Origin of the sequence: Streptomyces sp. NBC_00667, assembly GCF_036226825.1 — a bacterium.
Lineage (GTDB): Bacteria > Actinomycetota > Actinomycetes > Streptomycetales > Streptomycetaceae > Streptomyces.
In genome coordinates this window covers 914,206-925,987 of sequence record NZ_CP109022.1, presented here as the reverse complement: position 1 = coordinate 925,987, position 11,782 = coordinate 914,206, and the positions used below count along the sequence as shown (strand labels likewise).

The 11,782-nt window shown below is 73.3% G+C and carries 9 protein-coding genes; 6 read left to right on the top strand and 3 right to left on the bottom strand.

Annotation, left to right across the window (positions count from 1 at the left end):
* Positions 1 to 335: 335 nt before the first annotated feature.
* The 5 genes from OHA81_RS04515 to OHA81_RS04495 all read left to right on the top strand — a co-directional run bounded on the left by OHA81_RS04515 (position 336) and on the right by OHA81_RS04495 (position 5,304).
* Positions 336 to 1,328 (top strand): Zn-ribbon domain-containing OB-fold protein, encoded by a 993-nt coding sequence (locus OHA81_RS04515; protein WP_329192989.1) that lies wholly within the window; start codon positions 336 to 338, stop codon positions 1,326 to 1,328.
* The gene (locus tag OHA81_RS04510; RefSeq protein WP_329192986.1) at positions 1,328 to 2,398 is read left to right on the top strand and encodes a thiolase domain-containing protein; all 1,071 of its coding nucleotides are present in this window, start codon (positions 1,328 to 1,330) and stop codon (positions 2,396 to 2,398) included. Before OHA81_RS04515 ends, OHA81_RS04510 begins: the two co-directional genes overlap by 1 nt.
* Complete coding sequence (locus OHA81_RS04505; RefSeq protein WP_329192984.1) at positions 2,395 to 3,576, top strand: thiolase domain-containing protein; 1,182 nt, start codon at positions 2,395 to 2,397, stop codon at positions 3,574 to 3,576. The genes OHA81_RS04510 and OHA81_RS04505 overlap by 4 nt, the downstream gene beginning before the upstream one ends.
* A 123-nt stretch (positions 3,577 to 3,699) precedes the next feature.
* Positions 3,700 to 3,927 (top strand): DUF397 domain-containing protein, encoded by a 228-nt coding sequence (locus OHA81_RS04500; RefSeq protein WP_443056746.1) that lies wholly within the window; start codon positions 3,700 to 3,702, stop codon positions 3,925 to 3,927.
* Positions 3,928 to 4,803: 876 nt separating this feature from the next.
* A complete protein-coding gene (locus OHA81_RS04495) occupies positions 4,804 to 5,304 on the top strand; it encodes a hypothetical protein (protein ID WP_190184063.1) in 501 nt (166 codons plus the stop codon).
* Between the two features lie 10 nt (positions 5,305 to 5,314).
* Here the strand turns inward: OHA81_RS04495 and kstD are convergent, their stop codons facing one another.
* Both kstD and OHA81_RS04485 read right to left on the bottom strand, forming a co-directional pair.
* Positions 5,315 to 7,111, bottom strand: coding sequence for a 3-oxosteroid 1-dehydrogenase (gene kstD / locus OHA81_RS04490; protein WP_329192982.1), 1,797 nt, complete (start codon positions 7,109 to 7,111; stop codon positions 5,315 to 5,317).
* A 189-nt stretch (positions 7,112 to 7,300) separates the two neighbouring features.
* A complete protein-coding gene (locus tag OHA81_RS04485; RefSeq protein ID WP_329192980.1) occupies positions 7,301 to 8,425 on the bottom strand; it encodes an aminoglycoside phosphotransferase family protein in 1,125 nt (374 codons plus the stop codon).
* Positions 8,426 to 8,656: 231 nt separating this feature from the next.
* On the opposite strand from OHA81_RS04485, the gene OHA81_RS04480 reads away from it, so the two are divergent.
* Positions 8,657 to 10,144, top strand: a complete 1,488-nt coding sequence (locus tag OHA81_RS04480; RefSeq protein WP_329192978.1) for a DNA-binding protein NsdB — start codon at positions 8,657 to 8,659, stop codon at positions 10,142 to 10,144.
* Between the two features lie 118 nt (positions 10,145 to 10,262).
* Here the strand turns inward: OHA81_RS04480 and OHA81_RS04475 are convergent, their stop codons facing one another.
* A complete protein-coding gene (locus OHA81_RS04475) occupies positions 10,263 to 11,690 on the bottom strand; it encodes a PP2C family protein-serine/threonine phosphatase (protein WP_329192975.1) in 1,428 nt (475 codons plus the stop codon).
* Between the last annotated feature and the right edge of the window lie 92 nt (positions 11,691 to 11,782).

The following is an 11,782-nucleotide window of genomic DNA, read 5'->3' as shown; positions in this document are numbered from 1 at the left end:
CGGCCCGGCCGGCGCCGCCCACCAGGACCGGGCCTGACCGGTCCCGCCGACCCACGGCAGCGGCGGGCCAGACGGTCGGCCGACGGGCCGAGCCGGATGGCGGGGCACACGGCTCCCGGGAACGACCGGACGGCTGCCGGAACGCCGGCCGACCGGCAGCAATGCCTGACCGAAGCGAACCGCCGGCCCCGGTCGACCGGCAGGAGTGCCCGAACGGGGCCCACGGCGGATCGACCGACCCTGCTTGACCTGCCCGGTCCGTCAGACCCCGCCGCCCCGGCCGACCGGCCCCGGGCCGGGTGTTACTCGTCGTGCCATCAGATAGGAGCCCGCACATGACCGCAGCCGCAGAAGCCGCCGCGTCGCCGCCCGGGGTGCTGCGTGCGCCCCTGGTGGTCGAGTTCCCGTTCACACGGTCCCTCGGGCCCGTGCAGAGCGCCTTCCTCACGGGCCTGCGCGAGAGCGTCGTGCTGGGTGTGCGGACCACCGCCGGCCAGGTGATGGTCCCGCCCGTCGAGTACGACCCCGTCACCGCCGAAGAGATCCGCGAACTGGTCCAGGTCGCCGCCACCGGCACCGTCACCACCTGGGCCTGGAACGGCCATCCGCGCCCCCACCAGCCCCTCGACCGCCCCTTCGCCTGGGTCCTGGTCAGGCTCGACGGCGCCGACACCGCCCTCCTGCACGCCCTCGACGCGCCCGGTCCCGACGCCGTCCGCACCGGAATGCGCGTCCGCATCCGCTGGGCGGCCGAACGCACCGGAGCCATCACCGACATCGCCTGCTTCGAGCCGCACGAGGGCGAGGAGCCCACGGACCCCGAAACCGCCCCCCGAGCCGCCCCCCACGACGGGACGTTCGCGGCCCCCGTCACCGGCATCATCGCCGAGGCCCGGCTCGACTACACCTACAGCCCCGGACGCGCCCAGACCGCGTACATCAACGCCCTCTCCGAGCGGCGGACCATCGGCGAGCGCTGCCCCTCCTGCCACAAGGTGTACGTGCCCCCGCGCGGCGCCTGCCCCACCTGCGGCGTCGCCACCACCGACCGGGTCGAGGTCGGCCCGGCCGGCACCGTCACCACGTACTGCGTCGTCAACATCAAAGCCCGCAACCTCGACATCGAAGTCCCCTACGTCTACGCCCACATCGCCCTCGACGGCGCCGGCCTCGCCCTGCACGGCCGGATCGGCGGCATCCCCTACGACCAGGTCCGCATGGGCCTGCGCGTCGAACCGGTGTGGACCGAAGGCGGCCGGTACCCCGACCACTACCGCCCCACCGGCGAACCGGACGCGGACTACGACGCGTACAAGGAGCTCATCTGATGGCCACGCCCCACAGGTACGCCCGCGAGGTCGCGGTCGTCGCCTTCGCGCAGAGCGACCACCGGCGCCGCACCGACGAACTCAGCGAAGTCGAGATGGTCATGCCGGTCCTCCACCAGGTGCTGGCCCGGACCGGCCTCAAGACCGGCGAGATCGGCTTCACCTGCTCAGGCTCCAGCGACTACCTGGCCGGCCGGGCCTTCTCCTTCACCATGACCCTCGACGGCGTCGGCGCCTGGCCGCCCATCTCCGAGTCCCACGTCGAGATGGACGGCGCCTGGGCCCTCTACGAGGCCTGGGTCAAGATCCAGACCGGAGAGGCCGACACCGCGCTCGTCTACGCGTACGGGAAGTCCTCGCCCGGACCGGTACGCGACGTCCTCACCCGCCAGCTCGACCCCTACTACCTCGCCCCCCTCTGGCCCGACTCGGTCGCCCTGGCCGCCCTCCAGGCCCAGGCGCTGATCGACGCGGGCGAGACCGACGAGCCGGCCCTCGCCGCCATCGGCGCCCGCAGCCGGGCCTCCGCCGCTGCCGGCAACCCGCACGCCCAGCTCACCGGCGCCGTTCCGCAGGGCGACTACCAGGTCCGGCCGCTGCGCACTGGCGACTGCCCGCCCATCGGCGACGGCGCCGCCGCCGTCATCCTGGCGGCGGGCGACACCGCACGCCGGCTGTGCGAGCGGCCGGCCTGGATCACCGGCATCGACCACCGGATCGAAGCGCACGCCCTGGGACTGCGCGACCTCACCGACTCTCCCTCGACCCGCACCGCCGCCGAACACGCGGGCCTCTTCGAAGCCCCCGTGGACACGGCGGAACTGCACGCCCCCTTCTCCTCCCAGGAGGTGGTGCTCCGCAAGGCACTCGGGCTCGACGACGGCGTGGCCGTCAACCCGTCCGGCGGGGCCCTCGCAGCCAACCCGATCATGGCGGCCGGCCTGATCCGCATCGGCGAAGCCGCCGCACGCATCCACCGCGGCGCCTCCGACCGGGCCGTCGCGCACGCCACCTCCGGCCCCTGCCTCCAGCAGAACCTGGTCGCCGTCCTGGAAGGGGACCGAGCATGAGCAAGGCCGCGACATCGAAGGAGAGCGTGGCCGTCGTCGGCATCGGCCAGACCAAGCACGTCGCCGCCCGGCACGACGTCTCCCTCGCCGGACTGGTCCGCGAGGCCGCGGTGCGCGCCCTCGCCGACGCAGAACTGACCTGGGCGGACATCGACGCCGTCGTCATCGGGAAGGCCCCCGACTTCTTCGAGGGGGTGATGATGCCGGAGCTGTACCTGGCGGACGCCCTCGGCGCGGTCGGCAAACCGATGCTCCGCGTCCACACGGCCGGATCCGTAGGAGGGTCCACCGCGCTCGTCGCCGCCAACCTGGTGGCGGCCCGCGTGCACCGCACCGTCTTGACCCTGGCCTTCGAGAAGCAGTCCGAATCCAACGCCATGTGGGGCCTCTCGCTCCCGGTGCCCTTCCAACAGCCCCTGCTGGCGGGGGCGGGCGGGTTCTTCGCACCGCACGTACGCGCGTACATGCGCCGCACCGGCGCGCCCGACACGGTGGGTTCGCTCGTCGCGTACAAGGACCGGCGCAACGCGCTGAAGAACCCCTACGCGCACTTGCACGAGCACGACATCACGCTGGAGAAGGTCCAGGCCTCACCGATGCTGTGGGACCCGATCCGGTACTCGGAGACCTGCCCCTCCTCCGACGGTGCCTGTGCGATGGTGCTCACCGACCGGGCGGGCGCGGCCCGTTCGCCCCGGCCTCCGGCGTGGGTGCACGGCGGGGCGATGCGCAGCGAGCCGACCCTCTTCGCCGGCAAGGACTTCGTGTCCCCGCAGGCGGGCAAGGACTGCGCGGCGGACGTGTACCGGCAGGCGGGGATCACGGACCCGCGCCGGGAGATCGACGCGGTGGAGATGTACGTACCGTTCTCCTGGTACGAGCCGATGTGGCTGGAGAACCTGGGCTTCGCCGAGGAGGGCGAGGGCTGGAAGCTCACCGAGGCCGGGGTCACCGAACTCGACGGCGACCTGCCCGTCAACCCGTCGGGCGGTGTCCTGTCGACCAACCCCATCGGCGCATCCGGCATGATCCGCTTCGCCGAGGCGGCGCTCCAAGTACGGGGCCGGGCGGGCGAACACCAGATCGCGGGCGCCCGCCGGGCCCTCGGGCACGCGTACGGCGGCGGGGCCCAGTTCTTCGCGATGTGGCTGGTGGGGGCCGAACCGCCCGCCTCCTGAGCGCCGGCCGGGCGGACGGGACCGGTCGCGGCCGGGACGCCGGGGGCCTGTGCGGCACCCGCCCGCGTGGTTAACCTGGCCCTCGGACGACGTACCGGGAGGAGCACGCACGTGGCCGAGAGCATGACTTCGCAGGCCCCCGCCGGCTGGGGCAAGCCGGACCTGGACCTCAGCGGGGCGCACTGGCGGTCGAGCAGCCGGGGAGCGGGGGATGTCCAGATCGCCTTCGTGGAGGGGTTCATCGCGATGCGCAACGGCGAGCGGCCCGACAGCCCCTCGCTGATCTTCGCGCCCGATGAGTGGCGCAAGTTCGTCCTGGACGCCCGGGGCGGGGAGTTCGACCTCACCTGACGCCGGGGCAGCCGGTGCGGGTGTCGGTGCGGGCGCGGCCGGACCCGCACCGGGACGGCCAGGACGACCGGCCGCCGTAGGGCGGCCGCGTCACCGTCCCGGCAACCCGGTGCTCCTGACGTCCCCGGCCTGCCCGGTCCGCCCGGGTGCGCGCCGGAGCCGTTCGCCGGCGCATCAGGACGTAGGAACCCGCCGGCGGGCCGGGCCCAGTGGCCGCACGGACGAGATCGCCGGGCGGTCGACCCGAGCGGGCGGCCGCCCCTGGTGCCCTCCTGCCCCGCCCCCTCGGACCCCTCCCCCCCCCACGGGCTCCCCTCCGACCCTCCGACCCTCCGACCCGGCGGCCCGGGCCGCGTGGCCGAGGCCGGACCGGACCCCGACGCTCGATCCGGGTACCCGGTGCCCGGATCACTGATCGACTGGTTCGCCGAGGGCGCGGCGACGCTGGTGGAACCGTTCCGTACGCCCGGCCCCGACGTCCCGGTGTGGACCTGGGTCCTCCGAACGGACCAGCGGCTGCCGACTGCGGATGCAGCCGATCGAGCCCGCCCTGCACCGGTGGGACGCGGAGGCCGTGACGGGACACCGGAGCCCGTGCCCACCGGAGCCCGGGCCCACCGGCCCGGTGGACGTCGAAGCCGCCGGGACGGCCTCGGAGCCGATGCCCTTCCTCTGGCAGCGGCTTCCCCGCCTCCGCGCTGACGGTCACCGGTGACCTCGGCCGCCCTCGGCCACTGCTTCGAGCTGGTCCCGCCCGTCCACGGGGCCCGCCGCCCGCCGCAGGCCCCCCGCCCCGGTCCCGCCTCCCGCTCCCGCCCCCGCGGTGGAAGCGGGGCCCCGGGCCGGAAAACGCGGTCGGCCACGTACCATGGCGGCATGTCCTTCCTCCGCCGCCACCGCGCCGCCACACCCGCCGGCCCGGACTTCGACGTCCTGGCCATGGACCCGGGGGACTGGCCGGGCAACCTCGGGGCCGGGCTGCTCCCCGCCCCCGACGGCAGCTGCCAGGGCGTCTTCCTGCGCTACGACCTCTTCGGCGGCCGCGGCCCCGCGATGATCATCGGCAACCTCCCCGAGGGCTCCCCGGCCCGCGAGCTCGCCGACAAGCAGGTGCCCTTCGAGGTGGCCCAGCTCCTGGACGCCTTGGAGAACGACGAGGAGGTCGAGGTCACCGGGGTCGAGGACTGCCCCGTCATGCAGGGCGACAACCTCCTCATCGTGCGGAAGGTCAAGCTCTCCGAGGGCCGCATCAGCTGCGTGCAGTTCGACCGCAGCGACAACGTGCTGGTCACCATCGCCAGCTGGGACCGCCCCATCACCGATGACCTGTACGCCCTGCTCAAGCCCCTCCCGGCGGAGCTCTTCCAGCAGGGCTAGGCACCTGCGCCTACGCGTCCGCGATGTCGTTCGCCGCCACGTAGCCGAACGTCATCGCGGGGCCGATCGTCGATCCGGCGCCCGCGTAGCTGTGCCCCATCACCGCCGCGCTGGCGTTGCCCGCCGCCCACAGGCCCCGGATCACCGACCCGTCCGGGCGCAGCGCCCGGGCCCGCGCGTCCGTGACGATGCCGCCCTTCGTGCCCAGGTCCCCCGGGACGATCTTGAAGGCGTAGAACGGCGGCACCCAGACCGGCGCCAGGCACGAGTTCGGCTGGACGTTCGGATCCGTGTAGTAGTGGTCGTACGCCGTGTCACCGCGGTGGAAGTCCGGGTCCGACCCGTTCCACGCCTGCGCGTTGAAGCGGCCCAGCGTCGCCCGCAGCGCGGCGGCCGGCACCCCGATCTGCCCGGCGAGCGCGTCCCACGTCCACGCCTTCTTCGCGGCCCCCGCCTCGTACCAGGCGTCCGGGAAGGCCAGCGTCGGAAGGACGTCCTTGAAGAGGTACCGGTTGCGGTAGTTCTGGTCCACGATCAGCCAGGCCGGAATGTGCGAGCCGGTCGCGCCCCGGTCCTTCTCGTACATCACGTGCACCACGTCGCTGTACGGGGCGGCCTCGTTGACGAACCGCGTGCCGTTCGCGTTCACCATCAGCCCGCCCGGAAGGGTCCGCTCCGCCAGGCAGAAGTACGGCTCTCCGGGCAGCGGGATCGAAGGCCCCCACCAGGCGTCCTCCATCAGCGCGAGCGCCGCCCCGGCCCGCTGGCCCGCCCGGATGCCGTCGCCCGTGTTCTCCTTCGCCCCCACCGACCACTGGGTGCCGATCGGCTGCTGCTGGTACTGCGCCCGCATCGCCGCGTTGTGCTCGAATCCGCCGGAGCCGATGACCACCCCCTTGCGGGCCCGCACGACGCCCCGGGCGCCGTCCTTCTCCACGACCACCCCGGTGACCGCCCCGCCCTCCTGCACCAGATCCACCAGCGGACTGTTCAGCCATACCGGCACCCCCGCCCGCATCAGGCCCGCCCGTAGCCCCGCGGCCAGCGCCTGGCCCATGGTCAGCGGCTTCTCCCCGCGCAGCGCCGCCTTCGCGCCGCGCGCCAGGCACTCCGTGGACACCGCCAGTCCCTTCGCGGTGACCGCCGCGAGGTTGAGCCACTTGTAGTCCTGGCTGAACACCACCATCCCGGCGGGCACCGCCATGTACGCCGGGTTGAGGCGGGCCAGTTCGGCGCCCAGCACGTTCCCGTCGATCTGGTCGGGCTCGACGGAGCGCCCGTTCGGCAGACCGCCGGGCAGGTTCGGGTAGTAGTCGCTGTAGCCGTCCATGAAGCGGAACTTCAACGGGCTGTTGGCCATGACGAAGTCCAGCATCCGGGGGCCGTTGGCGAGGAACGCCCGCTGCCGGTCGGCCGGTACGTCGGGACCGACGACCGCCGCCAGGTACGCCGAAGCCTTCTCCGGGGTGTCCGGCACGCCCGCCCCGAGGATGACGGAGTTGTTCGGCAGCCAGATCCCCGCGCCGGATCGGGCCGCGGAGCCGCCGAACGTCGGGGCCTTCTCCACCACCAGCACGCTGAGCCCGCGCCCCGCGGCGGTGAGCGCGGCGGTCATCCCGGACGCCCCCGACCCGACCACGACGACGTCGTACTCGCCGAGCGGGACCCCGTCGGGGCCGGCGGCGGCCGAGGCCCGCGCGGCGGCGGCCGGCAGCACGGTGGCGGCGAGCACCCCGGCGGCGGTACCGGCGAGGACCGTCCGGCGGGCCGGGAAAGGAGCGCGTGCGTGGTCGGACCGTGCGGACATGGCGGGCTCCGGGGGAGTGAGGACGGGGCGACGGCTCCGGCACGTCTGATGCCGGGTCAGAAAACTGTTCGCAGGATCATGTGATGTCAAGGCATCCGACGCCGCCGCCCCGGTACGTGCCCGGTACGCGCCGAAGCGAGACCCCGTGGCGGTGGGAGCCACGGGGCCTCGCGTACGGGGGACGGTGTGTCAGCGGGTGCCGACCACCGCCCGGACCGCCCTGCGGGCCATCCCGCAGTCGTCGTGCAGCCGGCGAAGCAGCAGCCGCTGCTCCTCACCCGAGGACAGGGCGCCCGCGGGCAGCGGCTGCATCGGGGCGGTCGCCGTCATAGAGCGCTGCACCGCCGTCTCGGACATCCGGATCTCCCGGGTCAGGATCAGCATCAGGTTCACCAGGAACGCGTCCCTGACCGCCGGCCCCTGCTGCTGCGCCATCCGGCTGATCTGGCCGCGCGCCGCCGGGGCGTCGCCCAGTACCGTCCACAGCGTGGCCAGGTCGTAGCCGGGCAGGTACCAGCCCGCGTGCTCCCAGTCGAGCAGTACGGGCCCGGCCGGGGAGAGCAGCAGGTTCGACAGCAGGGCGTCACCGTGGTTGAACTGCCACGGCGTCCCGGCCAGCTTGAGGCCGTGCAGCAGCTTCTGCAGGTCGCCGAAGTCGCGGTCGGTCAGCATCCCCAACTGGTGGTCGCGGGCGATCCGCCGGGTGTAGTCCAGCGGGTGCCCGAACAGCTCGGCCGACGGCCGCCACTGGTTCACCCGGCACACCGCCCCCAGCGCCGTCCGTACGTCTGCCCGCGGCGGAGCCTCCACGGGGTGCCGCTGCAGGGCCGCCACCCGGCCCGCCATCCGCTCGACGACCAGGACGCAGTTCTCCGGGTCGGCGGCGATCAGCCGGGGCACCCGGACCGGCGGACGGTGCCGGACGAAGGCCCGGTACGCAGCTATTTCGTGCCGGTACCGCTCGCGCCACTCGGGCGAATGGTCCAGTAAGACCTTCGCGACGGCGGTCATCCGTCCCGTCGTCCCCACCAGCAGGACCGACCGGCCGCTGCGCCGCAGGACCTGTACGGGCGCGAACTCCGGACAGATCCGCTGCACCGAGGCGAGCGCCGTGCGCAGTTGGGCGCCCTGCGGCCCGGACAGGTCGATTCTTCCGCTGGGCGGCTGGGTCCCGGTCCCCGGCATCCGCCGGGCCCGTACGGCGCCCTGCGCCGGGGCGGCCGGCCGGCCGGGTTCGAGGTAGGGGCCGCCGCCCGCCTGGAGCGTGCGGTGCGGCCGGACCGGGGCGGACACGGAGGACGTTGCTGCGTACATGGCGTTTACGGTTCCCTTCGTGCGCCGACGAGTTGCGTACGCCGCCCCGCCGGATCCCGTACTTCACCCTGGGGAGTTCCGCCGGGGGCCGGGTCGGGGAGGCGCATTCCTACATGACACCCCGCCGTGGGTGGCACACCATCTGGCGGACCCTGGCGAACCCTGGCGAATAGTCGCTGGGCATCTGACGGCGGGCTACTGTCAACTCAGCCGAGAACCTGGGGGCTTGACGTGAGCAAAGGTCCAAACACCCGTCTGAACGACCTGTTCGGCCTGGCCGGCTGGTCCAAGGGCGAACTGGCGAGGATGGTCAACCGGCAGGCGGCCGCCATGGGCCACCACCAGCTGGCCACCGACACCTCGCGGGTGCGGCGCTGGATCGACATGGGGGAGACCCCGCGCGAACCGGTGCCCACGGTACTGGCAGCACTGTTCACCGAGCGGCTCGGTCGTGTCGTGACCATCGAGGACCTCGGGTTCGTACGGCAGCGGCGCACCGCGAAGCGGCAGCCGGAGGGGGCGCAGGAGAACCCCGACGGAGTGCCATGGGCGCCCGAACGCACAGCCGCGGTCCTCACCGAATTCACGGGAATGGACCTCATGCTCAACCGTCGCGGTCTGATGGGCGCGGGAGCCGCGCTCACCGCCGGCTCAGCCCTCAGCAACGCCATGTACGACTGGCTGCACACCGACCCCGCCACCGCCAAGGAGGCCGACCGCTTCGGCGGGGGCGCCCACCAGGCCGACCCGGCCGGCTACGACCGCTACGAGGCGGCCCCGATCGGCTCCCAGGAGATCGATGCCCTGGAGCGCTCCGTCGAGGTCTTCCGCGCCTGGGACGCTTCCAGGGGCGGCGGACTCCAGCGCAAGGCCGTCGTGGGCCAGCTCAACGAGGTGGGTGGAATGCTCGCCTACCACCACCCCGACCACCTCCAGCGCCGGCTGTGGGGAGTGGCCGCGAACCTGGCGGTGCTCGCCGGCTGGATGTCCCACGACGTCGGCCTCGAACCCACCGCACAGAAGTACTTCGTCATCGCCGCGCACGCCGCACGCGAGGGCGGCGACCGCCCGAGGGCCGGCGAGGCGCTGTCGCGGGCGGCCCGCCAGATGGTGCACCTGGGCAAGCCCAACGAGGCCCTGGACCTGATGAAGCTGGCGAAGTCCGGCTCCGGCGAGGAGACCCTGCCGCGCACCCGCGCCATGCTCCAGACCATCGAGGCCTGGGCACAGGCCGCCATGGGCAAGGGCCAGGCGATGCGCCGCACGCTGGGCGAGGCCGAGGACCTGTTCGTCTCGGACAAGGGCGATGTCCCGCCGCCCTCGTGGATGCAGCACTTCGACGAGGCCGACCTGCACGGGATGCAGGCGCTGGCCTTCCGGACGCTGGCCGACCACGACCCCACGGCAGCGCCGATCGCCCAGCGCCACGCCAAGGAGGCGCTGCGGCTGCGCGCCCAGGGGCACCAGCGCTCGCAGATCTTCGACTACATCTCCATGGCCTCGGCCTGCTTCATCGCCGACGACCCGGAACAGGCGGACCGGTACGCCCGTCTCGCGCTGGTGTCGATGAACGAGACCTCCTCGCACCGGACGTGGGACCGGCTGCGCGAGATGTACCGGCTCACCGGCCAGTACTCCGGCTACGCGCGCATCGAGGACCTGCGCGAGGAGATCAAGCTGGCCCTACCGGACACCCCGAAGGCGGCGAGCCACGTGTGACCGGAGCCAGGTGTGACCGGGCCAAGGTCCGAACCGGGAAGGGCCGCGCCCGGCGGCGCGGCCCGTGCATCCTCGTCGTCCGTTCTCCGTGGTCAGGGGGCGGGGCCGGAGGGCGCGGTCAGAGGCCGATCCGGGCCACGAGCACGCAGGCGTCGTCCTCGCGCTCGTTGTCCCCGAACTCCTCGGTCACGATGCGTACGCACTCCTGTGCCGACCGCGCCGTCGAGAACCTCGGTGCGAGCGCGAGCAGCCGCTCGGTACCGTCCGCCCGGCTGAACTCGATGCTGCGCGGGGTCAGTCCGTCCGTGTGCAGGACCACCACGTCGCCCGCTTCCAGGCGTTCCTCGGCCTGGCCGTACACCGCCCCGGAGGTCGCCCCCAGCAGTACGCCCTCCGGCGGCTGGAGCGAGCGGCCCTGGCCGTCGCGGAACAGCAGTGGCGCCGGGTGGCCGGCCTGTGCCCAGGACAGCACGCGACGGGCGGGATCGTAACGGCAGCAGACGGCCGAACCGAGGGCCGGCTGGACGGAGCTCTCCAGGAGTTGGTTGAGCCAGCCCATCAACGGGCCGGGTTCGATGCCGGCCATGGCCATCCCCCGCAGGGCGCCGAGCATCATCGCCATCCCGGAGGTGGCGGTCACGCCGTGGCCGGTCAGGTCACCGACCGTCAGCAGCGAGCGGCCGTCGCTCAGTTCGAGCGCGTCGTACCAGTCCCCGCCGATCAGCGCGCTGGTGGCGGAGGGCATGTAGTACGCGGCCACGTCCAGGGCGCCGGTGCTGTCGTGCGGGAACCGCAGGGAGCCGCGCCACGGGGGGAGCACGGCCTCCTGCAGCTCGACCGCCAGCCGGTGCTCGGTCTGCGCGATCTCCCGGTGGCGCTGGAGCGAGTCCCGGGACTCGCGCACCGCGCGCTGGCTGCGGCGCAGTTCGCTCACGTCCCGCAACACGGCCCACATCGATGCCGTGCAGCCGTCGGAGTCGAGTACCGGCTCGCCCCTCATGTGCAGCGTACGGACCCGCCCGTCGGCCCGGACGATGCGGAACTCGCCGTCTATGGGCTTGCCGTCCACCAGGCAGTCGGTGACCATCGCGGTGAGCAGCGGCTGGTCCTCGGAGAACAGGGTCGAACCCAGTTCGTCCAAGGGCAGCGCACCGGCCTCGGGCGACCGGCCGAAGATCTGGAAGAGTTCCTCGGACCAGGTCACCTCGTCCGTGAGCAGGTTCCACTCGGCGCTGCCGACCCGGGTCGGGCGGTCCTCGACCGTGGTCTCGGGAGCCGCCGCCGGCGCCGCGACGGGCTGCTGCGGCGTGGGCGGCAGGCCCTCCTTGAGCTGACCGAGGTGCTGGCCCAGGTCGTCGAGGTGGTGGACGGCGAGATCGCACAACGCGCGCTGCCAGCGGCCCTGGGCGTCGTCGTCGTCCGCGACGGTGTCGCGGCGCACGGCGTCCACTTCGCCCCGCAGCCGCCGGGTCTGTGAAATCAGTGCGTCCACCGACCCCGGCTCGGGCGGCTGCGCGGGACGGTCCGCGAACAGGTGGGACGGCATGAGAACTCCGATACAGGCGCGGCACGGCCATGAAGGAAGGACCGGTTACGACTGTTGCACAGGCCGGAACGGCCTGTAAGGCGTTTGGCAAC

Coding starts and splice junctions, on each gene's coding strand:
- OHA81_RS04485 (WP_329192980.1), bottom strand. CDS start 8,425: ATGTACGCAGCAACGTCCTCCGTGTCCGCCCCGGTCCGGCCGCACCGC.
- OHA81_RS04500 (WP_443056746.1), top strand. CDS start 3,700: ATGACTTCGCAGGCCCCCGCCGGCTGGGGCAAGCCGGACCTGGACCTC.
- OHA81_RS04475 (WP_329192975.1), bottom strand. CDS start 11,690: ATGCCGTCCCACCTGTTCGCGGACCGTCCCGCGCAGCCGCCCGAGCCG.
- OHA81_RS04495 (WP_190184063.1), top strand. CDS start 4,804: ATGTCCTTCCTCCGCCGCCACCGCGCCGCCACACCCGCCGGCCCGGAC.
- kstD (WP_329192982.1), bottom strand. CDS start 7,111: ATGTCCGCACGGTCCGACCACGCACGCGCTCCTTTCCCGGCCCGCCGG.
- OHA81_RS04510 (WP_329192986.1), top strand. CDS start 1,328: ATGGCCACGCCCCACAGGTACGCCCGCGAGGTCGCGGTCGTCGCCTTC.
- OHA81_RS04515 (WP_329192989.1), top strand. CDS start 336: ATGACCGCAGCCGCAGAAGCCGCCGCGTCGCCGCCCGGGGTGCTGCGT.
- OHA81_RS04505 (WP_329192984.1), top strand. CDS start 2,395: ATGAGCAAGGCCGCGACATCGAAGGAGAGCGTGGCCGTCGTCGGCATC.